The sequence below is a fragment of the Hydrogenophaga sp. A37 genome, assembly GCF_002001205.1.
In the GTDB taxonomy this organism is placed as follows: Bacteria; Pseudomonadota; Gammaproteobacteria; order Burkholderiales; family Burkholderiaceae_C; genus Hydrogenophaga.
Window position 1 is genome coordinate 36537 of sequence record NZ_MUNZ01000131.1, and the last position, 20556, is coordinate 57092.

Sequence of the window (20556 nt, forward strand, 5' to 3'; positions counted from 1 at the left end):
CAACGCAGCCTCGGTCCGCTCGCGACGGAATCCATCCGATCAAACCCTCAGGCCGTTGAGATGGACGACGATGAGCGCGACCAACCCCCACGCTGGACCAGCACCAACCTGGTGGGTGTGCCCACGGCCTGGCTGGCCAGCACGGGCTTCAATGAGCGCGCGCCCGAGCTGCACATCGCCGGCACGCGCGAGACCCAGCCGGGTCTCTTCGCGCTGCTGGACCGCTGTAGCGACCTGAGCGAAGCGCGCGAGGTCTTTGTGCACTACCTGTCCATCGCCTTCGGCCTGCAAGCGCCCGAGAAACCCGCCAACGGCAGCGCGGCATCGGCCGAGCCACGGCGCTGGCGCGGCAGCTGGCGCCGCCTGCTGCAGGGCTGGGGCATGGACGCCAACGGCGCGGCGGGCGCCGTGCTCAAGGGCTGGGTAGAGAGCCGCTTCGGCCTCGTGCCCACGTTCCACAAGGCGCCGCTGGCGCGCTTCCCTTCACCGGCCTGGGTGGCCTACCTGGAAGAAAAAACCAGCAGCCGCCACCACAGCAACAACATCCACCAGCAGCTCGACCTGTTGTACGAGTTCTGCCAGTGGGCACTGGCCCGCTTCCCACTGCCCCCGCCCCAGATGCAAGGCCGCCACGTGCGGCTCTGGCGCGGCAGCAACCGCGTGGAAGAGCAGTTGCTGCAGGGCTCACTGCGCGAACGCCAGTGCCGTGTGCGGCTCAACAACATCGTGTCCTTCAGCCTCAGCCCCGAAGAAGCCTCATGTTTTGGCGACTGGGTGTTCGAGCTGCTGGTGCCCGCCAGCAAGCTGCTGGTGTTCCCCGGCCTGCTGCCGGGCCATGTGTTGCAAGGCGAGCAAGAGGTGATCGCCCTGGGTGGCGACTACGACGTGGTGGCGCGCTATGACTGATCGCTTCGACCGCGTGCTCGGCGCCTACCTGGGTCTGGCCATCGGCGACGCGCTGGGCGCGACGGTGGAGTTCATGCGCCCGCGCGAGATCGCGCTGCAATACGGCGTGCACCGCGACATCGTGGGCGGCGGCTGGCTCAAGCTCGCGCGCGGCCAGGTCACCGACGACACCACCATGAGCCTGGCCCTGGGCGCGGCCCTTCTGCAGGGCGGCCCACAGGCCCTGCAAAGCCACGCCCTCGGCGACGACGCGCTGGTGCACACCATCGGCCTGGCCTTTGTGAAGTGGTTCCAGGCCAAGCCGGTGGACATCGGCAACACCTGCCGGCGCGGCATCTTGCGTTACCTCCACGAGCGCAGCCTCGCAGGCCCCTACAACACCGGCGACGGCGGCAACGGCGCGCTGATGCGCAACCTGCCCGTGGCCCTGGCCACGCTGGGCGACGACGCGGCCTTCGAGCGCCTGTCCCTCGCTCAGGCGCGCCTGACGCACCACCACCCGCTGTCCGACGCCGCCACGCTGGGCTTCGGCCACCTCGTGCGCCGCCTCATCGATGGCGCCAGCCACGCGGACAGCCTGGTCTGGATGGACCGCTGGATCGAACAGAACCCGGCCTTCAACTTCGTGCCCTACCGCGGCCACGCCACCGCCTATGTGGTGGACACGGTGCAGACCGTCTTGCACTTCTACACATTGCACAACGACTTCGAAGAAGCCCTGATCAGCACCGTGAACCAGGGCGACGACGCCGACACCACGGGCGCGCTGATCGGCATGCTGGCCGGTGCGCGCTGCGGCGCCGCCGCCCTGCCCCGGCGCTGGCTGCAGCGCCTGCAGCCGCAGACCGTGATGGCCATCACCGACCAGTGCAGCGGCCTGCTCGCGCTCTCGCGCGGCCCGGCGGAGGCGCCCCATGGCTGAAACCGTCACTCAGGTCAGCGCGCTGGCTCACGTTCAGTCCTACCACGAGCGCAGCAAGCACCGGCTGGGCGCCTACGCCGCCGGCCCGGAAACGCTGGACTGGGACGCCCAGCCCGACCCGTTCCGCCGCTTCGCTGGCGCGCCGCTCACGCCCCTGCCGCTGGACGCCGCCGAAGAATCCATCGGCTGGAATCAACTCTTCGAGCCCGGGCGCGAGGCCCGCTCAGCGAACCTGGCCCAGATCGGCCGCCTGTTCGAGCTCTCGTTCGCGCTCTCGGCCTGGAAAGAGCTTGGCCCAGACCGCTGGGCGCTGCGCATCAACCCCTCCAGCGGCAACCTGCACCCGACCGAGGTCTACCTCGTGACGCAAGGCCTGCCCGACCTGACCGATGGCGTGTACCACTACGCGCCCAAGGAACACGCGCTGGAGCTGCGCGCCGCCTTCGATGGGCCAGCCACCGCGCCGCGCCTGCTGGTGGGCTTCAGCTCGATCCACTGGCGCGAGGCCTGGAAATACGGCGAGCGCGCTTTTCGCTACTGCCAGCTCGACATGGGCCACGCCATCGGCGCCCTGCGCTACGCCGCCGCCCTGCTGGGCTGGCGTGTGCGCGAGCTGGGCCTGGGCCACGTCGAACTGGCCGCGCTCATGGGCCTGGACCGTGCGGGCGATTTTCTGCACGCGGAGGGCGAAGAGGACGAGGCCGTGTTCGAGCTGTGTTTTGAAGCGATCAACACGCCGCCGCTGGACTTGCCCGAGGTGCTGGCCGGTGCCAGCTGGTTCGGACAAGCCAACCGCCTCGATGCCCACCCGATGTACCGCTGGCCGGTGATCGACGCCGTGGCCCAGGCCTCGCGCCGCCTCACCGCCAAGCCCACCCCGGCGCTGCCCGCGCAGGCCCGCCGCACGCTGCTGCCCAGCAGCACAGCCAAGGCCTCGCAACTGATCCGCCAGCGCCGCAGCGCCCAGCGCTTCGACCGCAGCGCCCGCACTCACACCGCCACCCTCTGGCCCCTGCTCACCGCGCTCATGCCCGCGGGCCAGCTGCCCTGGGACATGGGCCAGGACGGCGCCCAGGTGCACGCGGTGCTGTTCGCCCACCGGGTGGACGGCCTCGCGCCCGGCGCCTACCTGCTGCCGCGCAACATCACGGCCCAGGCGCGGCTGCAAGCCGCCCTGCCCCAACTCACCTGGAAGCCGGTCGACCGCTGCCCCGCCGACATCCCGCTGGTCGAACTCGCCCCGAACCCCGCACTGGCCGGCACGCTGCGCGCCCTCTCCTGCCACCAGGCCATCGCCGCCGACGCGGTGTTCGTGATCGCCTTGCTGGCCGAGCTGCCGTCGATCAAAAGCGAACAAGCCTGGCTGTACAGTGACCGCCTGCGCGAAGCCGGCCTGATCGGCCAGGTGCTTTACCTCGAAGCCGAAGCCGCCGGCCTGCGCGGCACCGGCATCGGCTGCTTTTTCGACGACCCGGTGCGCGAGCTGCTCGGCCTGGGCGCCCCCGGCACCGAAGCCTGGCAGGTGCTCTACCACTTCAGCGTCGGCCTGCCGGTGGCGGACGCGCGCATTGCCAGCACACCCCCCTACCCGGAGCCCCGCCCATGAAAGGCCAACGCGTCTTCCGCCGTCTCACCGTGGCCGAGCTCGGCCCCTGGTGCGCGGCCCACCCCAATGCCCTGCTGCTCGATACGCGCGACGCCGCCAGCCATGCACGCGACGGCTGGCCCGGTGCCGTGCGGCTCTGCAGCGACAACCAGGACGACCTGTTGCTGCGCACTGCCCGCGCGCGCCCGGTGCTGATCTACTGCTACCACGGCAACGCCAGCCAGCCCTGGGCTCAAACCTTCGCCGACTTCGGCTTCACCCAGGTGTTTGACCTCATCGGCGGCCAGACAGCCTGGGTCGCGGCGCAGAACGCGCCCGCACCGGCGGCGCCCGCCACGCCGCCCGCGCCGCCGCGCAAACCACCGACGCAAGCCCTGTCCGACTGGCTGCGCGCCGAAGGCTTCGACGACCCCGATGCGCGCGGCCCCCACGGCAACACGCCCCTGATGCTCGCGGCCTGGCGCGGCGACGCCGCCATCGTGAGCGCCCTGCTTCACCACGGCGTGACCCTGGACGCGGTCAACCGCGACGGCAACAACGCGCTCTGGCTGGCCTGCGTGCACGGCGATCTGTCGGGCATCGAACGCCTGGTGCGCGCAGGCGTGCCGATCGACCAGACCAACACCACCGGTGCCACCGCGCTGATGTACGCGTCCAGCAGCGGCAAGGCCACCGTGCTGCGCCAGCTGCTCGCGCTCGGTGCCGACGCCAGCCTGCGCACGCAGGACGACTTCAGCGCGCTCGACATGGCCGCCAGCGTGGAATGCCTGCGCCTGTTGCGCCCAGCCCGCCAACCCATCCCCAGCGAAAGCCCCCCATGAGCCACCTCGTCTTCTTTGAAAAGCCCGGCTGCGGCGGCAACGCGCGCCAGCGCGCCGCGCTGCAGGCCGCCGGCCACACGCTGGAGCGGCGCAACCTGCTGACCGCGCACTGGACCACCGAGGCCCTGCTTGAATTCCTCGCGCCGCTGCCCGTGCCCGAGTGGTTCAACCGCGCCGCGCCGCGCATCAAGAGTGGCGAGGTCGTGCCCGAGGCACTGGACGCCGAAGCCGCCCTGGCCCTGCTGATCGCTGAGCCGCTGCTGATCCGCCGCCCGCTGATGCTGAACGCCGAAAACGGCAGCCGCCACGTCGGCTTCGACACCGCCGCGGTCACGGCCTGGATCGGCCTCGAACCCTCGGCGCAACGCCCGCGCTCGCTCGAAGGCTGCAGCTCGCCCACCACTTCCTGTACCACCCCCACCGGAGGCCAACATGCCCATGTTTGACTACCACTGCAAGGCCTGCCAGGCCGAGTTCGAGCTGCTGGTGCGAGCCAGCACCGTGCCCGCCTGCCCGCACTGCGCGAGCACCGAGCTGGAGAAGTGCGTCTCGCGCATCGCCCCGGCCGGCAAGATCGAAGCCATCCGCATGGCGCACCGGCGCGTGGCCCACGCGCAGGGTCATTTCAACAACTACAGCCAGTCGGATCAAGCCAAGATCCTCAAAGGAAAGCGAGTCTGATATGGACCTCGTCTACAAAACAACCATGCTGACCCAGGGCGGTCGCGGCGGTCAGGTGCAGAGCGAAGACGGCAGCTTCAAGCTCAAGCTCGCCGTGCCCAAAGAGATGGGCGGCAGCGGCGAGGGGCCGAACCCCGAGATGCTGTTCGCAGCCGCCTTCGCGGCCTGTTTCGAACACTCCATCCGCCACATCGCCAAGGCCGACAAGCTGCCGCTGCGCGGCTGCTACGTCGAGGCCACGCTCTCGATGTACGTGAACTTCGAAGGCGCCTACCGCATGGCGCTCAGCCTCACCGCCACGCTGGCCGGCCCGCTGGACCAGACCACGGCCGACAGCCTGATGGAACGCGCCAAGGGCATCTGCCCCTATGCCGACGCGACCAAGACCAACATGAGCCTCAACCTCAAGGCGGTGCTCGACACGCCGGTGACCGCTTGACCGCTTGAGAGGTTTCGCCCATGCCAGAACAGACCGCCCCTGAAGACCACGGCGCCGAAGCCTTCTTCCGCCAGCAGCGCGGCGCCTTTGAACACACGCTCGCCACCGCCGGCCCCGAGGCGGCGCTGCTGCAGGCCTGGGACAGCTTCGACGGCAACGTGGCGATCCAGTGCGAGGGCCAACCGCCCGTGGCCTGCGGCAAAGGCTGCGCCAGCTGCTGCGAACTGCGCGTGACCGCGCTCGCGCCCGAGGTGTTCGTGCTGGCCAACTACCTGCGCGCCACCGCGCCCACGCTGGCGAGCCACGGCATCGACCTCATCACCGCCGTGCGCGAGATCGACGCCGCCACCCGGGGGCAAGACGAAACGGCGCGCGTGGCGATGCACCGGCGCTGCGCCTTCGTGGTGAAGGGCGTGTGCCTGATCCACCGCGCGCGGCCACTGGCCTGCCGTGGCCACGCCTCGCACGACCGGCGCGCCTGCGTGGACGCCGCGGCCGGGCGCGCAAGCGAAGTGCCGTTTTCCGGGCCGCACCAGATGGTGCGCATGCTGCTGCAGTCGGCCCTGCAGGCCGCCCTGCGCCAGCAGGGCCTGGCCTGGGGAGCTTACGAACTGAACCACGCGCTGGTGCTGGCGCTGGACGCACCGGACGCGCAAGCCGCCTGGCTAAAGGGTGCCGACCCATTGGCCGAGGCGGCGGTGGATCTGGATCAGCGCGAGGCCATGGCGCCGGGGTTTGACGACATCCCGCGGTGATTGCGCTAGGCGGGTGATCAACGTGCGGGTGGTCCGGCAGGCTGGGACAGCTTTATGTCAATCCTGAAGCAGCATCTGTGGTCCTGACCTAATTTCCTATGACTTGCCGGCCAAAGCCGCTCATAGCCACCTGAAAGAAGCCTGTCAGCAAAGGGCACACACAACCAGCGCAATCGAGGCACCACGCAGGGTTTGAGACCGCGTGCGAACCAACTCCTTCTGAAGCCCACTGGCAAGCAATCAAACGAGTGCGCTTCATCGCTTCAAGGTGGGTCGGAAGCGTCAGGATTGGGAGTCGTGATTTCGCTCGCTGAGGAAGCCTCGCGACTGATGAAGTACCGCAGTTCCCGGTCCGCTGCCAAGATGCTCTTAGACAAGCGACTGCCCAAGATTGCTGTCAATGAATTTCGGTACTTCTGTTCCGTCTCTGTTTTCCTACGGAGACGCCAAACAAGGGAGCTGTAACGGTAAAGGGTCAAGAGATTCTGTTCATCCTCTCGGGCTTTGAACACATCCCAGAGAATCTGGTGGCAAGACTCGAACAACCCATAGATTCTTTGGTTATACAAGTAGCTGTATGCGCGAGCGCAGTCGTCGAAATTCCGCCGAGTTAGAGTTCCTGACTCATCGATGGAAAGCCTGCAGGTACGAAGCAAAGCACGTACAAAGTTGTAGTGGTCGTTATCCGACCGACCTGACAAAAGGACTTCATTCAAAAGCAGATTCTTCTGCTCGGTATTGGGTGCTACGCGTGCTAAATCAAGCGCGATATTGTTGGCAACGACCTTGCAATGCCTCTTTCGCGCTTCGGCGTAGAGCGTACGCAGTCGCGCCGTCTTGTCCGGTGATTGCTCGTTGGACACGATGACGTATCGAGCGTTGACTGCAATCTTGCCTCTGGGATTTACGCTACGGCACGCCTCAGCAGCGGCAATGATTTCTTCAGGGGGCACCTTAAGCGCCTGCTTGCACATCGCGATGGTCAGTAGCGTGCTTTCCTTGAACGAGTTGCTCTGTCCCACCAAATTTATGTCCGTGGCGATCTGATGGGCTCGCTCGACCTGACCGATCATCCTGAGCGCACTAGCGTGCGAACTGAGCAAGGACGCCAAGCTCAATGGCTCTATCACCGCCTGCTCGGTCGGCATGGCCGACACGTAGTCCTCGAAAATCTTCACAGCGCCGTCCAGAAACTGCGCCACGCCACGGAAATGGTCCCCCTGTGTGAGTAGCCCCACAAAGGATTCCGCCAGAGCCATAGCGACCTTCACGCGACCGTATTTCTGGGATTCCGTCGCGGCTCGGGCTTCGCGCAGGATAAGTGTGCTCGCATTGTCAATCGCCAGGGCGCCGCAGTTCGAACTCGAGAACTTCAGATCGGAAGGCGATTGGATGCCTCGCAGAGCCCAGTTGTCGCCAAAGTACAGCGCCAACGCCTTCGAATTCAGCGTCTTCAATTCCGCCGCGGACAGGCTCTGCACAAGGTACTCGCGCACCGGACGGCATACGGTGAGTGCATTGCCTTGTTCTTGAGGAGCCGTTCCGCCCTCCAGCGACGTCATTATTGGATTTGAGTCGATCAAACCACGCTCTAGCAGAAGCGTGGCGTGACTGGGGTAGAAAGCCTTCGCGTTGAAGAATCGACGCACCCGGACCAGAGGTTCGCCTTGAGGGAATAGCGACAGGACTTTAAGCAACATGGCCGCTCGGCGACTATGCTCATCTTCGGATCCATTCAACTCTTGAATGGCTTCGACAAGTGCATGGGGAATGTCATCTGGCCGAGCCGCGGCCTTGCCCGCGATGTCAACGTCCAAGTCGTACAGCGCCTGGGTGCCAACGACCTCCATGGCTCGAAGGATCGCGTCGATGCGCGTAGCAAGTCCTCCGCTATGGCGAAAGATGCGTGTGATTGCCTCCTGCGGTAGGTTCGACGCTTGCTTGTGACTTGTCACGTACGCCGTCACGTCGGCCTCATCCAGAGGGCGCAGTTGGGTGAAGGATCCGAGATCGGCGCGCCGCGACCGCGATCGGATGATGACGTGCAGGTGCTCTGAGAATTCGAGCAAGGTGTTAACAATGAAGAGCAGCTCTTGCTCAAGTTGGGCTCGGTTCCCACCTTCAATATTCACGTCGTCCAAAACGAGCATGCAGGAGCGTTGATCAAGCGCTTGGCACAACTCTTCCAAGCTACAGCCCACGCGCGGCCGCACATTTGCCAAGAACGACTCTTGTCCATCAAAAGTCCCAACGGGCAAGTAATAGATCTCTGCTGTGGTTCCCAGCAGGCGTGTAGAAACGACATTTATGAACTCGTCGCCACCGGTGCCCCAGGTGTCAACAAGCCACCCCTGCCGTCCGCTGGACAACGCGGCAAGGAGAAACTGCTGTTCTTCCTTGCGCACATTTGCCGCAGCAAGCGAATAGGCATTCGTCTTTCTTAGGCTCCCCAAGATGCGCCTTGCACCTGCATTGTCGACCAGGGATACCTCGGGCGCTTTGTCGGGACCAAGAAGTGGCCCGGGGGGCAACCACGTGGCAGCCCGAGTCTGCAAGGCTAGTTCGAAGGCGTCGTCTATTAGGACCCAATTCGGATCCGCGATGAGCCGCCGGGCGCCATCCTTGAGCGGGAACGCGAGTCGCGGCCAGATCTTCAGAGTCCTCTCGTCAGCGCTTTTTACCAACCGCAAGAACGAGTAGCCGTGATTGCGCTGTAGACCATCGGCGACAGTCTCCAAGCCGAAGATCGACGGCGCTTGAATTGCGATCTTCGTGGCGCCACCATTGAAGCTAGACAGACCAGTGACGCTATCGTGCATGTGCCCGAACAAATGGGCACAAAAGCGCGCGTTCACATGGATCTCCGAGTTCCAATGCGCAGCCGCCTTTGAATTCAACCAAGTTACCGGGTGATGAGTGACGACAAGGTTGAATTGATTGCTCGCAGCCCATGCATCTGGATCATCGCCAGTCACGCTCTGCAGCTGGCGTACGTGAATGTTGAGATCCCCGATCCGGTTCTTTTCGCTCAGTTGTAGCCAAGCGGAATTTAGCCCGACAAGTCCGAGCGAGGCTCCGTCCTTGTGAATACGAGCCGATACATCACCCGGCAATAAGCCGGCCTCGTCGCCAATCAGCGAAATGGGGGTACCGGCAAGGCTCGATGTCCACTTCGTGTATGCGGCAAAAGCATTCGAGACAGTAGCCCGGTACGGTGATTCGCCGTTCTCCCAGAAGTCTTGATGAATGTCCGGTGTTTGCCACCAGCTCCCAAGTGCAAGAGCACATGGGTCGATCTTGGAAGGACGCTGAAGATCATGATTGCCTGGTACCACGAACAGCTTTGGCGAGCACCCTAGCGAGTTGAATACGGCCCAAAGTTCCATCAGAGCAGCATTGAGGGCGACATACTCTTGCGGTGACGATTCTTGCGTCAGATCACCCGAAAAGATGACCAGATCCCACGCCCCCGTCTTTTCATGCTGCTGTCTAAGGTCGTTAAAGAAGACAGTTTTGAACGTCGGCCACATCCATTTTTGGCCGGTCATTCCCATGTGGAGATCACTGAGGTGAATGACGTTGAATTGAACGCCGCGACGCACTTCTCGCTGTGACATAAAGATCCCTGAAGGTGGCGGGGAGCTTCGCCGCGAGCTCCGCCTAGTGTCAATCAAGTGTACGCTCGGGACGACAAGCGGACGACTGCCGTCGCTGTTGGATACCCTCAATCTTTGCGGCATCGCATCGATCCCTCTTGGCCAATAGCGGAAGACGCTATCAACGTACAACTCGCACCCGTTAGCGCTTGATCGCTAGCGTCCAAGAGCCCGCCATCTTTCGCCAAGCGCAACCCTTTGACAGCCCCCGATCATCGTCGGCGAATCTGCTGTACAGGATGGCCGTATGAAGACCCCCAAGCTCAGCCGCAGCACTTCTTGAACTTCTTCGCACTCCCGCAAGGGCAAGCATCGTTGCGACCCGCCACAGCAAGGGCGGCATCTCGACGCGCGGGCCCAGGCCCTTCCAGGTTTCGCGCAGGTTGTAGACCGTCCAGATCGCATCGCCCACGGCCTTTCAGCTGCTTTGCACACCACGGGCCGCCAGCGGCCGGACCGCATCGGTTCGGCCGGCCCACCACAGCGCCGCGCCCATCAGCAGCACGCCCGCCCACTGCGTGCCATCCAGCGCCCGGCCATAGATCGCCACATCGAGCGCGATCGCGGCAATGGGGTAGACGAACTGCAGCAGCGCAATCCGCCCGACCTCCAGCCGCTGCATGCCGGCATAGATCAGCGCATAGGCCAAGCCGGTGTGCAGCACACCCAGCCCCACCAGCCAGCCCCAGGTGGCGGCAGGCCAACCGCCCCACTGCGCTGGCAGCCCATGCCAGGCGGGCCACCAGGCCAGCAGCAGCGTTCCGGTGGCGCACTGCCAAAACGTCAAACCCAGGGAGCTGAGCGCGCGCTGCCGTCTGGCCAGCAGCGACACGGCCGCGTAGCACACCGACCCCATCACAGCCAACGCCAGGCCCCAGGCGAACAGTTGCTGCCCTGCCGGCAGGCCGGAGCGAAGCAGCCCGGTGGCCATCGTCAACCCCGCAAAGGCACCGAAGACGCCCAGCGCCCGCGCGAGACCCAGCCGCTCGCCGAACAGCCAGGTTCCGGCCAGCAACAACCACAAGGGCTGCAAGTGAAAAGTCACCGTCGCCAACGCGATCGAGGTCCACTGGATGGCGGCAAAGAAGCTGGCCCACATCACCACCATCAGGCTGCCCGTCAGCATTGCCACGGCCATGCCTTGGCGTGTCGGACGCAGTTCCTTGAGCCTGCCGGTCGCCAACGCATAGGCCAGCAATGCCGCGCCGCCAAAGAGGCAGCGGAAGAACACCGCGGTCAGTGGGTGCTGGCCGGCCTGCTCAAGGAACAGCCCGAGCGTTCCCATCAGCAGGCCGCCGGCCACCATCAGCCCAGCACCGGAAGAGCGTTGTGTGTCTGTCATGGCAGGACTGTCAGCTGGTTCCTGAAATTCGCAAAGCGCGATATTCTTGTGTGATTGATTCGATAAACGAAACCATCTCTGTTGCAGCCAACCCGACATGACGAACCGTTCCCGTGACTTGCAGTTGGACTGGCTGCGTGCTTTCGTCGCCGCGGTCGACGGCGGTTCGCTGTCGGCGGCCTGCCGTGTGGTGCACCGCTCGCCAGCGGCACTGAGCATGCAGATCAAGAAGCTGGAGCAAGCCGCGGCGGTGCCGCTGTTGCTGCGCGATGCGCGGCGCTTTGCGCTCACACCCGCTGGCGAGCGGCTGCTACCGAAGGCGCGCGAGGTGCTGTTGGCGCACGCGGCGGCGCAGTCGGCGCTGGAGACGGTGCCCGTGACGGGCCATGTGCGTTTCGGGTTTCCCGAGGACTACGCTGCGGCCCACCTGGGGCCGGCGTTGCGGCGCTTTGCGCAGACGCACCCCGAGGTTGAGGTGGAGATGGTCTGCGCCCAGTCCACGGTGCTGATCCCGGCGCTGACGTCCGGCGATCTGGACGTGGCCCTGGTCACACAGGACCGACCTTCGCGAGGCACCCGCCTGTTCGATGAGGCGTATGTCTGGGTGGGCCTGGCCAGCAGCCCGGTGTGGCAACGGGACCCACTGCCGCTGGCGGTGTTCGAACCGGGTTCGATGGCCCGCAAGATGCCCGAGCAGGCCCTGCGCCGCGCCGGGCGCCGCTACCGCATCGCCTACCAAAGCCCCAGCACCGTGGGCCTGCTTGCCGTGGTTCAAAGCGGCTTGGCGGTGGCCGCCGTCAAACGCAGCTCATGCCCACCCGAGCTGGTGCAGCTGGACGCCCGACACGGCTTGCCGCCGCTGAGCCGGCTGCAGGTCGCGGCCGTGATCGCCTCGTCTGCCCGCAAGGATGCCGCGGCGCAGGCGCTCCACGACCATGTTGTTGATGAATTGCGGCGAGGGTGAGGTCGTCCTCCGCTGCTGTCTGCGCCGACGCGGCCGAGCGCGCAAGCCGCCTGGCTGCAAGGCGCTGACCCGCTCGCGGAGGCGGCGCTGAGTCTGGAACAACGCGAGGCCACGGCAGCGGGGTTTGACGAGATACTGCAGTGAGTTGGCTGCCTCGGCTTCAGCGCCAAAGCGGTCAATGTCCGGTTGATGTCCGGTTCGAAGAGGTCAGGCCCGGATGAAGCCGCCTGCACCTGCCCAGTAAGCGAGGAAAATCAAGCACTTAGCGACAGCTGGAGGGCCCAAGGTTGGCGTCAGCGATGTCCGGATCATGTCCGATTCAGTGTTCCTCATGTCCGGTTTGTCCGTACGTAGGCAGTAGAAGCCCCAGCACCATCCACTCGCAACAGGCCCAGTTCTTCCATCGCCACCAAGTCGCGGCGGGCCTGCCGCTCACCCACTTCGGCGGCAAACCGATCGCGGTACTCTGATGGCCGAATGCGTTCATCGACCTTCATCGACCCCAGAGCAGCCGGTTGCTACGAAAGAAGCGCGTTGTGCCCAGCCACAACGCGTTGCCCGAGGGGACCGAACGTTGCACTCCGCGACAACGAAGCCACGCAGCGACGCAGGCACTGACTGGCTGGCTCGGCATCAACGCGGGGATGCCACGCCTGGACCACCTGCTCAACGGGAATGGCCACGGGCAGCTTGAAGATCTCCAGCCCCAATCCGCTGGCCACCGTGCGCGCCAAGGGCTCGGGCACGCAAGCGATCAATGAAGAACGTGCAGCGGCCATCAGCGCACCGTAGGCGCTCGGCACGGTCAACACGATGCGTCTTGCACAGCCGATATCAGCGAGCAAGACATCTACCGCTTCCTTGTTCCGCCCTCGCTGGGCGATGCTCACATGCTGCTCGGCAGAAAACCGCTTCGGTGTCACACGAGCGGCCAACAAACGGTGCCCGGCCTTCGCGACGCCGACGATGCGCTGCTCGTACAGCGGCGCGGTCTTCACCTCGGGACCTGCGTCCCGCACGATGCCGACATCGAGATCAATGCGGCCTTCCCGCAAGGCCATCGAGTCACTGTCGCTTTCAGGAATGAAACGCAGCGTTGCCAGCGGAATCTCACGTTGAATTTCCGCTAACAATGCAGCCCCATAGACGATCCCCATCCCCTCGGGTGCCCGGACGATGAATTCACGCTGCATCCGAGTCAGGTCCAGCCCTCCACCTGGTTGCATCAGGACGAACGCTTCGCTGATCAGGCGCCGCACCGGCGCGCGCATCTCCTCCGCGCGAGGCGTGGGAATCAGTTTTTGGCCGGCACGCACAAGGATGGGATCGTCCAGCGCTTCGCGGATTCTGGCCAGTTTGTGGCTCATCGCCGGAGCGCTCAGGTGCATGCGTTGCGCTGCTGCGGCAACGCTGCCAGTCGTCAACAGGGCATCCAGCGCAGCAAGGAGGTTGAGATCCAACGAGTTCATTTTTTACAGGTATTCGTTCAGAACAATGCACTGTACAGAATGATCTTCAGATCGGACACTGCGCACCCCTGATCTTTGGAGACCCCTTTGAACCCACTCGACGCCAGCCGCACAGCCCTCGCCACGTCACTGATGCGCGCACTGCATTCGCGCCACGACCCCGCTCCTCTGCTTGAAGACCATTGGGGTGATCGACTGGTTCCCGATGCCGTTCGCACGGCGCTGTGCCAACGTGTTCTCGGCAGCATGCCGCCGACCGCGCGAGCCATGGCAGCGGCGGACCCTGCCGAACTGCTCGCCCAGTCGTTGCGTTCGAATGCCGCCTATGCCGATGTGATCACCCGGGCGCGCTATGCGGAGGACGCGCTGGAAGCCGCTGTGGAACGGGGCGTCACGCAGTACGTGATCATCGGCGCTGGCTTCGACAGCTTTGCGTATCGGCGACCTGCCTGGGCCACCAAACTGAAGGTCTACGAGGTAGACCATCCCGCGACACAAGCGATGAAGCGACAACGTTTGGCGGAATGCGGCGTCGATGCGTCGGTGTCCGTCGAATTCATCGCCGCAGACCTTTCGGCAGAGACATTGGACTCGGCCCTGGCTCGCTCTTCATTCCAACCCAGTCGATTGACGTTCTTTTCATGGCTCGGCGTGACCATGTACCTGACCCGGGAGGCGAATCTCTCTGCCCTCGCGGCGATCGCATCGTCCACTCCGGCGGGAAGCGAACTGGTGTTCAACTACGTTGACCAAGAGGCCCTTGATCCTGGAACCCTCGTGGCGGAAGCGTTCCGCAAGCTGAAGTCGGAGGTGTCTTCCGCAGGTGAGGCGTTCTTGTCGGGCTTCGATCCGGCATTGCTCAGGGAGCAGCTGCAAACGGCGGGTTTGTTGCTCCTTGAAGACTTGAACGGAGATCAAGCAGTCGCTCGATACGATGCTTCTGGTCTGAACGGCCTGCGGTCGGCTGCTGCCGCGCACATCGCACGCGCCCGCGTTGCGCGCCCGCGTTGCGCGCCCTTCTCCGGCGCGGATGTCTGCCTGATCCGTGCCCGAACCGGATGTCCAAGCATTGACATCTGGCGATCTGGATGTGGCCCTGGTCACACAAGACCGGCCTTCGCGAGGCACCCGCCTGTTCGATGAGGCGTATGTCTGGGTGGGCCTGGCCAGCAGCCCGGTGTGGCAACGGGACCCGCTGCCGCTGGCGGTGTTCGAACCGGGTTCGATGGCGCGCAAGATGCCCGAGCAGGCGTTGCGCCGCGCCGGGCGCCGCTACCGCATCGCCTACCAAAGCCCCAGCACCGTGGGCCTGCTTGCCGTGGTTCAAAGCGGGTTGGCGGTGGCCGCCGTCAAGCGCAGCTCATGCCCACCCGAGCTGGTGCAGCTGGACGCCCGGCACGGCTTGCCGCCACTGACCCGCCTGCAGGTCGCGGCCGTGATCGCCTCGTCTGCCCGCAAGGATGCCGCGGCGCAGGCGCTCCACGACCATGTTGTTGATGAATTGCGGCGAGGGTGAGGTCGGTCCCTGGTGCTGGCGCTGGACGCGCAAGCCGCCTGACTGCATGGCAGGCAGTGAAATAGCTTGGCCAAGAAATTTTGAAATGTCTTTCGCTCGGTCATCGTTCACTCGGACTGCCGCCCGAGCACGATGATCATCATCCCCAATAGGCTTACCGCCACACCGACCCAGTCCAATGGCGTGGGGCGTACTTTGTCCACAAGCATCAGCCAAACCATCGCGACGCCGATGTACACGCCGCCATAGGCCGCGTAGACCCGACCGGCTGCGGTCGGATGCAGTGTGAGCAACCATGCAAACAGCGCCAGACTGAATGCCGCCGGAACGAGCAGCCAAGCTGACCTGTCTTGTTTGAGCCAGAGATACGGCAGGTAGCAGCCGACGATTTCGGCCACTGCAGTAAAGACGAACAGGAGGAATGTTTTAAGGAGTTCCATGCGGAGATTGTCAATGGCCTCTTGACCCTCAAGCCACTTGAGGTCCTACCGTATCGGTGTGGGCGTTGTGCCCTCGCATCGGAGATACGACATGAAACTTTGGAAAGCGGCTCTCGGCGTTGGCGCAGCATGTGCGGCCTGCTGTGCAGTTCCCTTGCTCGGCGGTGCTGCCGCTCTGACCATTGGCTCTGCCTCGATGGCTGCGACCGGATCTGCTTTGCTCGCCTACGCAGATGAGTTTGCGCCTTTGGCGTTCGTGCTGCTGGCGCTTGCGTCCGTAGGCGGCGGCCTCATTTTTTGGCGCAGGCACCAACAACGCGCAGAACCACCGCATCGGGTTGCTCAGGACCATGAAATGCAAAACCCAGCCTGCGCGTTGCCCATCGGCGCCACGCAAGATGCCGAGCAAAAAGCTTGCGGCTGCGCACCCGGCGCATGCAGATGACTAGGATGGCGGCATGAACGCAAGACTTTCGATTGGCTTCGTTGCCCGCCAGACCGGTTGCACGGTACCCACCATCCGTTACTACGAGGACATTGGGCTTATGCAGCCGGCCGACCGGACGGAGGCTGGTCAGCGGCAGTTCAATGAGGGAACGATTCGCCGCCTTGCTTTCATCCGGCGTTGCCGGGACCTCGGCTTCTCGATCGATCAGGTGCGCGAATTGGTTGGACTTGTTGATGAGCCTGATCGGCCCTGTGCAGAGGTGCGTGACATCGCGGCGCTGCACCTCGTCGAGGTGCGGCGCAAGCTGGACGAACTGAAGGCGCTGGAAGCCAGCCTCTGCGCCTTCGTGTGCAGTTGCGAATCGGCGTGCGTTGGCGGACCCGCAGTCGATTGCACGATCCTCGAAAGCTTGGCCATTCCAGCGGACCAAGCGCAACGAGTTCGACAAGGCGGAGACGGTTGTTGCGGATTCTAGGAACCGACTTCGGCGAATCTCCTGCGCAGGATGGCTGTGTGAACCCCTCCCGCACTCAGCCGCAGCACTTCTTGAACTTCTTCCCGCTCCCGCAAGGGCAAGCATCGTTGCGGCCCGGCGCAGCCGCAGCGTGTTTCACCGTCTTCACGCGCGCGCCCAGGCGCTTCCAGGTTTCGCGCAGGTTGTAGACCGCCCAGATCGCATCGCCCACGGCCTGCATGCGCGCTGCGCTCACGCGGGGTGGGCCTTGCTGGTCTTCGTAGGCATGCAGGGTGGGTGCGCCGGTGTCGGGCAGGGTGAGCGCGCGCAAGAGCTTGAGCGCCGCCTCGCGCCACTGCTGCGCCTGGGCGTTGCGTGGGCCAGCCCATTCTTCGGGCCAGGCGACCACGGCGGCCATGAAGCCTTGCGCCCAGCGCTGGGCGAAGGACCCGGCGCCTTCGCTCAGTTCGGGTTGGTAGGCGGCCGGGTCGTCGAGCGCGCTCACCCGGGTGTCCAGCGCCTGCTCCACCAGCGTCCAGCGCCGCGCCCACAGATCACACACATCGCCGGGCACGGCCTCGGCCGCCAGGCCGAGCAGGCGGGGCCAGTATTCGGCGGGTGCGATGGCGCGGCGGCAGCAGACCAGGGCCGCCATGAAGCCTTCGCAGAATTCCCAGGCGGGCGTCTCGGGGAAGGCCTTTCGCCGCGCCTTGAGCCAGGCCTCCAGCGCGGCAAAGTCTTCGGCGCTCAGGGGCATCAGTTCGGTGGTGACGGTGTTCATGGTGCGGTTCCCGCTTGTTCAAACAAGGCCAGCAGACTGCGCAACACCGCCGTCTCGCGCTGGCCATGGGCTTGCAGAGCGGCCCGGCAGGCCGCGCGCACGGTGGCGTTTTGCCCGGGCTTCTGCATCAGCGCAAACACCGCCTGCGCCGAGCGCCCGGTGCCCGCGTCCAGCGCGGGGTCGAGCGCGATGTCCATCGCCAGCCCGGGCGCCACGGCGCGCGCTATGGAACGGAACGACCACGAGCCGGCCATGACCGGGTGGTAGTAGTGGCTGCGCGCGATCTGGAACAGGTCGACGATGCGCGGCAGCAGCGAGTCGAGCGCGGGCGCGAGGTCGTCGAACCACTGCGCGAGCTCGCGGATGCGGTTGCGTTCGAAGCCGGCGTTGTAGGCCAGCACCGCGCCCGTTGTGCCGAGCACGCCCAGCAGCGACAGCGCAAACGCCCGGCGCGGGTCACCGCCCTGCCCCTCGGCCAGAAAGTGGTGGTCGCTCCACGCGCCGTCCGCCGTCTGCACCGCGCAGCTCCACTGGAACGGCAGCGTCTGGTAGGGCCGGGTGCCGGGCCAGATGGGCACGGCCAGGCCGATGGTGTCGAAGCGCAGGCAGTGGCGCGGGTAGGGCCAGGCTTGCGCCAGCGCGCCCACCTCGGGCTCCAGCAGCGGCGCACCCTGCTGCACCGCGCGCACGGCACGGCGCTGGCGCGGCGGCACGATGTCTTCGGGGCGCAGGCTCATCACGTCGTGGTGGCCGGGGGCGCGCCATTCGGCCGCGGCCTCGCGCCCGAGGATGTCGAGGCTGGTCTCTGAATGTTCGGCCGTGGCCGGCACCGCGCAGGCCTTGCAGCTCGCCGCGAACTCGCAGCCGCTGCCCTCATGGCAATGCGGCCCGGGCGTGGCCTCGGGTTCCGAGCCGCGTTCGCACTGGCGCATTGCGTGCAGCCAGTCGGCCACCGGGCGCGAGCCGAGCACGGGGCCCAGGTCCACCTCGCGGAACAGGCCGGCGTAGCAGCCGTGGCCGGGGTAGACGAAGTCGGTGTCCACCAGCAACAGGCCCACGCTCTGCACCGCGAAGCCGCAGCGTGCGGCCACGTGGGTCCAGAGCGCGACATCGTCCACGTCGGTGTCGTCGCCCACGGTGGCGTAGCGCAGCTTGAAGAGGCGCAGGCCGTGTTCACCCGCGGTCAACACGTCGATGCGCACCTGGGCGCGGTCTTCGCTGGTCAAGCAGGCGCCGAGGATGGCCCAGCCCTCGGGCGGCTCGGCGTCGCTGTCGAGGCAGTTGAGGGTGTGGCGCACGGCCTGCAGCCACTGCGCGGGGCTTTGCGGCGCGGCCACCGTGTCGGCGTGCGGGAACGAGGCGCGCAGGGCCGCGTCGAGGCCCGTGGCGGGTTCTGGTTCAGCGGGCGTTGGCCCTGAGACGGGCACGCCGCGTTGCAGCTCGCGGCGCGCGAGCCAGAAGCGGCGCTCGCAGTTGCGCCAGCGGCGCAGGTCGTCGGTGTTGAGGGGCGGAGCAAAAACCATGGGCACTATCAGACAAAGCCGACACAGGACCGGACACGAACCGGCACAAAGACCACAGGCGCGAGTGCGCGGCAGGCCTTTGCACCGGTGGACTGCTCCTGATTAGCAAGGCCCGTGCAAGCCCGGCCGCATGGCGCGCGTCTTGCAAACCGGCCGGGCCATGACGCTCAAGTTCCACATGACCCCCGGCTCCTGCACGACCGGCATCCACATCCTGCTGGAAGAGCTGGAGCTGCCGTTTGTGGTGACCATCGTCAACCTGCAGGCGGGCGACCACCGAAAGCCCGCTTACCTGGCGATCAACCCCAAGGGCACGATCCCGACCCTGGTGCTCGACGACGTGGCCGCGCTCACCAGCTTCCCGTCCATCGCGTATTGGTTGGCGCGGCGCTACCCGCGCAAGCGCCTGCTGAGCGACGACCCGTTTTTGGCGGCGCGAACGCTGGAGTTGTTGGATTACGCGGTGAACACGGTGCACGGCCAGGGCTTCACGCGCATCTTCACCACCGACCGCTATTTGCCTGAAGGGTTGGACACGGCCGACAAGGCCCGATGGACAGCAGCCATCACGGCGGAAGGCCAGCGCATCGTCCGCGAAGCCTTCGACGTGATCGAGATCCGCCTGACCGAGACCGGCTACGCCATGGACGCCGACTTCACGATTGCCGACGCGGCCCTCTTCTACGTGTTCTTCTGGGCCAGCAAGACCGACATAGAAATGCCGCCGCGCTGCCAGGCCCTGTTCGAGCGCATCCGCGCGCGCCCGGTGGTGCACCAGGTGCTGCGCGAAGAAGGTTACCGCTGAAGGTTTCTGCCATCACACCACCACAACACCATGACCACCCCCGCCAACATCTCACGCCACCACCGCGTCATCCTCTGCCACTTCGACGACTACAGCCACGCACTGGTGTTCCCGCGCTGGGCGCACGGCATGCTCTGGCCGCAGGCGCTGCCCGAGGGCGCACAAGCCCTGAGCAGCCCGCCCGAGCCAGCGCCCGCCGCCATCGACAGCGCCGCCCTGATCGCCGCCGTGCTGCAAGGCAGCGAGCTGAGCCCCGACGACGTGGAAGAAGTGACCGCCTTCCAGCCCTGGTTCCAGACCCCCGACGGCCCCTTGCGCGTGCACCTGCTGCGCTTCACCACGCCCGACGCACCCAAGCCCGCCATCGCGGCCATGGGCGGCAACTTCAAGGCCCTGAGCGAACTGCGCGGCGGCCACATGGCGGAACTGCTGTTGCTGCGCGAGGCCTTTGGCCTGGTGGGGGGCGGCTGATCACGGCCATGGGTTGGGCCTAGGCGCTGGCCAGCACGATGAGTTGTGCGGCACGCAGAACCAGAGGATGAAGGTCAAGGCCAGGACGATCGGCCCATCGATGCGATCGGGCAGTTGGTCGTTGGCCAGACGGTGCAGACCCCGCCACAGCCAGATGGCATGCAATGAGCCGCCCGCGACGCTCCATGCGAGCAGCGCCGACAGGTCCGTTCGCGTCAGCGCCAGCAGCGCGCCCGCGGCGGCCAGGAGCGCCCCGAGGGTGTAGGCGATCCACGTCATCGGATAGAACTGCAGCCGCAGCGCGGCGAGCCATGCGGTAACACGCTGCGTGCGGCGCTGCGCAGTCGACAGCGCGCCCGCGGCCAGGCGCGAGCCGACGGACCGGGCACAGTCCAGCCATTGCTGGCGTTGGCCGGCATCGGAGGCGATCACCGGCCCGAAGGTCTCGGTGCGCACGCTGCGGATGCCGCAGTAGCCGAGCGTCGCGCGCGTCAGCGCCTGCTGGCCGGGCGCGCGGTAGATGAAGCGTCGGGCCACAGGATCTTGCGGAAGTCGGC

General features: G+C 65.7%; 22 protein-coding genes and 1 pseudogene. 15 read left to right on the plus strand and 8 right to left on the minus strand.

The window, feature by feature from the left end:
* Window positions 1–60 precede the first annotated feature (60 nt).
* The 8 genes from B0E41_RS18145 to B0E41_RS18180 are packed head-to-tail and all read left to right on the plus strand — an operon-like array spanning window position 61 to window position 6130.
* Window positions 61–906 carry an NAD(+)--dinitrogen-reductase ADP-D-ribosyltransferase gene (locus B0E41_RS18145; RefSeq protein WP_077332917.1) on the plus strand — a complete coding sequence of 282 codons (846 nt, stop codon included), beginning with the start codon at window positions 61–63 and terminating at the stop codon, window positions 904–906.
* The gene (gene draG / locus B0E41_RS18150; RefSeq protein WP_077332919.1) at window positions 899–1828 is read left to right on the plus strand and encodes an ADP-ribosyl-[dinitrogen reductase] hydrolase; all 930 of its coding nucleotides are present in this window, start codon (window positions 899–901) and stop codon (window positions 1826–1828) included. Before B0E41_RS18145 ends, draG begins: the two co-directional genes overlap by 8 nt.
* A complete protein-coding gene (locus tag B0E41_RS18155; RefSeq protein ID WP_077332921.1) occupies window positions 1821–3434 on the plus strand; it encodes a SagB/ThcOx family dehydrogenase in 1614 nt (537 codons plus the stop codon). Before draG ends, B0E41_RS18155 begins: the two co-directional genes overlap by 8 nt.
* Window positions 3431–4255 (plus strand): ankyrin repeat domain-containing protein, encoded by an 825-nt coding sequence (locus B0E41_RS18160; protein ID WP_077332923.1) that lies wholly within the window; start codon window positions 3431–3433, stop codon window positions 4253–4255. Before B0E41_RS18155 ends, B0E41_RS18160 begins: the two co-directional genes overlap by 4 nt.
* Window positions 4252–4701, plus strand: coding sequence for an ArsC/Spx/MgsR family protein (locus B0E41_RS18165; protein WP_077332925.1), 450 nt, complete (start codon window positions 4252–4254; stop codon window positions 4699–4701). Before B0E41_RS18160 ends, B0E41_RS18165 begins: the two co-directional genes overlap by 4 nt.
* Complete coding sequence (locus B0E41_RS18170) at window positions 4688–4936, plus strand: zinc ribbon domain-containing protein (RefSeq protein ID WP_077332927.1); 249 nt, start codon at window positions 4688–4690, stop codon at window positions 4934–4936. Before B0E41_RS18165 ends, B0E41_RS18170 begins: the two co-directional genes overlap by 14 nt.
* Window position 4937: 1 nt before the next feature.
* The gene (locus B0E41_RS18175) at window positions 4938–5375 is read left to right on the plus strand and encodes an Ohr family peroxiredoxin (protein ID WP_077332929.1); all 438 of its coding nucleotides are present in this window, start codon (window positions 4938–4940) and stop codon (window positions 5373–5375) included.
* A 20-nt stretch (window positions 5376–5395) separates the two neighbouring features.
* Entirely contained in the window at window positions 5396–6130 is a 735-nt protein-coding gene (locus B0E41_RS18180; RefSeq protein WP_077332931.1) for a YkgJ family cysteine cluster protein, read from the plus strand.
* Between the two features lie 263 nt (window positions 6131–6393).
* On the opposite strand, the gene B0E41_RS18185 is transcribed toward B0E41_RS18180, so the two are convergent.
* The 3 genes and pseudogenes from B0E41_RS18185 to B0E41_RS18195 form a co-directional block, all read right to left on the minus strand.
* Window positions 6394–9747 carry a metallophosphoesterase gene (locus B0E41_RS18185; RefSeq protein WP_171984811.1) on the minus strand — a complete coding sequence of 1118 codons (3354 nt, stop codon included), beginning with the start codon at window positions 9745–9747 and terminating at the stop codon, window positions 6394–6396.
* Between the two features lie 302 nt (window positions 9748–10049).
* Window positions 10050–10195, minus strand: a pseudogene (locus tag B0E41_RS27370) (SEC-C metal-binding domain-containing protein); the annotation flags it as partial.
* A gap of 9 nt (window positions 10196–10204) precedes the next feature.
* Window positions 10205–11128 carry a DMT family transporter gene (locus tag B0E41_RS18195; protein WP_143433895.1) on the minus strand — a complete coding sequence of 308 codons (924 nt, stop codon included), beginning with the start codon at window positions 11126–11128 and terminating at the stop codon, window positions 10205–10207.
* A gap of 97 nt (window positions 11129–11225) precedes the next feature.
* On the opposite strand from B0E41_RS18195, the gene B0E41_RS18200 reads away from it, so the two are divergent.
* Window positions 11226–12092, plus strand: coding sequence for a LysR family transcriptional regulator (locus tag B0E41_RS18200; RefSeq protein ID WP_077332939.1), 867 nt, complete (start codon window positions 11226–11228; stop codon window positions 12090–12092).
* Between the two features lie 518 nt (window positions 12093–12610).
* Here B0E41_RS18200 and B0E41_RS18205 read toward each other — a convergent pair.
* A complete protein-coding gene (locus B0E41_RS18205) occupies window positions 12611–13561 on the minus strand; it encodes a LysR family transcriptional regulator (protein ID WP_253194999.1) in 951 nt (316 codons plus the stop codon).
* Window positions 13562–13648: 87 nt separating this feature from the next.
* Here B0E41_RS18205 and B0E41_RS18210 point away from each other — a divergent pair, with 87 nt between their 5' ends.
* Both B0E41_RS18210 and B0E41_RS18215 read left to right on the plus strand, forming a co-directional pair.
* The gene (locus tag B0E41_RS18210) at window positions 13649–14704 is read left to right on the plus strand and encodes a class I SAM-dependent methyltransferase (protein WP_077332941.1); all 1056 of its coding nucleotides are present in this window, start codon (window positions 13649–13651) and stop codon (window positions 14702–14704) included.
* The gene (locus B0E41_RS18215) at window positions 14652–15077 is read left to right on the plus strand and encodes a LysR substrate-binding domain-containing protein (protein ID WP_171984812.1); all 426 of its coding nucleotides are present in this window, start codon (window positions 14652–14654) and stop codon (window positions 15075–15077) included. Before B0E41_RS18210 ends, B0E41_RS18215 begins: the two co-directional genes overlap by 53 nt.
* A 107-nt stretch (window positions 15078–15184) precedes the next feature.
* Here B0E41_RS18215 and B0E41_RS18220 read toward each other — a convergent pair whose 3' ends face one another.
* On the minus strand, window positions 15185–15517 hold the full coding sequence (locus B0E41_RS18220; protein ID WP_077332945.1) for a YnfA family protein: 333 nt from the start codon (window positions 15515–15517) through the stop codon (window positions 15185–15187).
* 91 nt (window positions 15518–15608) lie between these two features.
* On the opposite strand from B0E41_RS18220, the gene B0E41_RS26735 reads away from it, so the two are divergent.
* Together B0E41_RS26735 and B0E41_RS18225 are read left to right on the plus strand one after the other, a co-directional pair.
* The gene (locus tag B0E41_RS26735; RefSeq protein WP_143433896.1) at window positions 15609–15962 is read left to right on the plus strand and encodes a hypothetical protein; all 354 of its coding nucleotides are present in this window, start codon (window positions 15609–15611) and stop codon (window positions 15960–15962) included.
* Window positions 15963–15975: 13 nt separating this feature from the next.
* On the plus strand, window positions 15976–16440 hold the full coding sequence (locus B0E41_RS18225; protein ID WP_077332947.1) for a helix-turn-helix domain-containing protein: 465 nt from the start codon (window positions 15976–15978) through the stop codon (window positions 16438–16440).
* A 55-nt stretch (window positions 16441–16495) separates the two neighbouring features.
* On the opposite strand, the gene B0E41_RS18230 is transcribed toward B0E41_RS18225, so the two are convergent.
* Together B0E41_RS18230 and B0E41_RS18235 are read right to left on the minus strand one after the other, a co-directional pair.
* Window positions 16496–17200, minus strand: a complete 705-nt coding sequence (locus B0E41_RS18230; protein WP_077332949.1) for a UPF0149 family protein — start codon at window positions 17198–17200, stop codon at window positions 16496–16498.
* The gene (locus B0E41_RS18235) at window positions 17197–18723 is read right to left on the minus strand and encodes a DUF2779 domain-containing protein (RefSeq protein WP_077332951.1); all 1527 of its coding nucleotides are present in this window, start codon (window positions 18721–18723) and stop codon (window positions 17197–17199) included. Before B0E41_RS18235 ends, B0E41_RS18230 begins: the two co-directional genes overlap by 4 nt.
* A 130-nt stretch (window positions 18724–18853) precedes the next feature.
* On the opposite strand from B0E41_RS18235, the gene B0E41_RS18240 reads away from it, so the two are divergent.
* Both B0E41_RS18240 and B0E41_RS18245 read left to right on the plus strand, forming a co-directional pair.
* On the plus strand, window positions 18854–19528 hold the full coding sequence (locus B0E41_RS18240; protein WP_253195001.1) for a glutathione S-transferase N-terminal domain-containing protein: 675 nt from the start codon (window positions 18854–18856) through the stop codon (window positions 19526–19528).
* Between the two features lie 30 nt (window positions 19529–19558).
* On the plus strand, window positions 19559–19999 hold the full coding sequence (locus B0E41_RS18245) for a hypothetical protein (protein ID WP_077332953.1): 441 nt from the start codon (window positions 19559–19561) through the stop codon (window positions 19997–19999).
* On the opposite strand, the gene B0E41_RS18250 is transcribed toward B0E41_RS18245, so the two are convergent.
* The gene (locus B0E41_RS18250; protein ID WP_077332955.1) at window positions 20000–20536 is read right to left on the minus strand and encodes a hypothetical protein; all 537 of its coding nucleotides are present in this window, start codon (window positions 20534–20536) and stop codon (window positions 20000–20002) included.
* Window positions 20537–20556: the final 20 nt, after the last annotated feature.

Bases quoted from the DNA above. Each gene is read 5' to 3' on its own strand.
- B0E41_RS18145 (WP_077332917.1), top strand. From the start codon at position 61: ATGGACGACGATGAGCGCGACCAACCCCCACGCTGGACCAGCACCAAC.
- draG (WP_077332919.1), top strand. From the start codon at position 899: ATGACTGATCGCTTCGACCGCGTGCTCGGCGCCTACCTGGGTCTGGCC.
- B0E41_RS18170 (WP_077332927.1), top strand. From the start codon at position 4,688: ATGCCCATGTTTGACTACCACTGCAAGGCCTGCCAGGCCGAGTTCGAG.
- B0E41_RS18235 (WP_077332951.1), bottom strand. From the start codon at position 18,723: ATGGTTTTTGCTCCGCCCCTCAACACCGACGACCTGCGCCGCTGGCGC.
- B0E41_RS18195 (WP_143433895.1), bottom strand. From the start codon at position 11,128: ATGACAGACACACAACGCTCTTCCGGTGCTGGGCTGATGGTGGCCGGC.
- B0E41_RS26735 (WP_143433896.1), top strand. From the start codon at position 15,609: ATGAAACTTTGGAAAGCGGCTCTCGGCGTTGGCGCAGCATGTGCGGCC.
- B0E41_RS18155 (WP_077332921.1), top strand. From the start codon at position 1,821: ATGGCTGAAACCGTCACTCAGGTCAGCGCGCTGGCTCACGTTCAGTCC.
- B0E41_RS18230 (WP_077332949.1), bottom strand. From the start codon at position 17,200: ATGAACACCGTCACCACCGAACTGATGCCCCTGAGCGCCGAAGACTTT.
- B0E41_RS18200 (WP_077332939.1), top strand. From the start codon at position 11,226: ATGACGAACCGTTCCCGTGACTTGCAGTTGGACTGGCTGCGTGCTTTC.
- B0E41_RS18205 (WP_253194999.1), bottom strand. From the start codon at position 13,561: ATGAACTCGTTGGATCTCAACCTCCTTGCTGCGCTGGATGCCCTGTTG.
- B0E41_RS18185 (WP_171984811.1), bottom strand. From the start codon at position 9,747: ATGTCACAGCGAGAAGTGCGTCGCGGCGTTCAATTCAACGTCATTCAC.
- B0E41_RS18160 (WP_077332923.1), top strand. From the start codon at position 3,431: ATGAAAGGCCAACGCGTCTTCCGCCGTCTCACCGTGGCCGAGCTCGGC.
- B0E41_RS18245 (WP_077332953.1), top strand. From the start codon at position 19,559: ATGACCACCCCCGCCAACATCTCACGCCACCACCGCGTCATCCTCTGC.
- B0E41_RS18240 (WP_253195001.1), top strand. From the start codon at position 18,854: ATGGCGCGCGTCTTGCAAACCGGCCGGGCCATGACGCTCAAGTTCCAC.
- B0E41_RS18220 (WP_077332945.1), bottom strand. From the start codon at position 15,517: ATGGAACTCCTTAAAACATTCCTCCTGTTCGTCTTTACTGCAGTGGCC.
- B0E41_RS18225 (WP_077332947.1), top strand. From the start codon at position 15,976: ATGAACGCAAGACTTTCGATTGGCTTCGTTGCCCGCCAGACCGGTTGC.
- B0E41_RS18180 (WP_077332931.1), top strand. From the start codon at position 5,396: ATGCCAGAACAGACCGCCCCTGAAGACCACGGCGCCGAAGCCTTCTTC.
- B0E41_RS18165 (WP_077332925.1), top strand. From the start codon at position 4,252: ATGAGCCACCTCGTCTTCTTTGAAAAGCCCGGCTGCGGCGGCAACGCG.
- B0E41_RS18175 (WP_077332929.1), top strand. From the start codon at position 4,938: ATGGACCTCGTCTACAAAACAACCATGCTGACCCAGGGCGGTCGCGGC.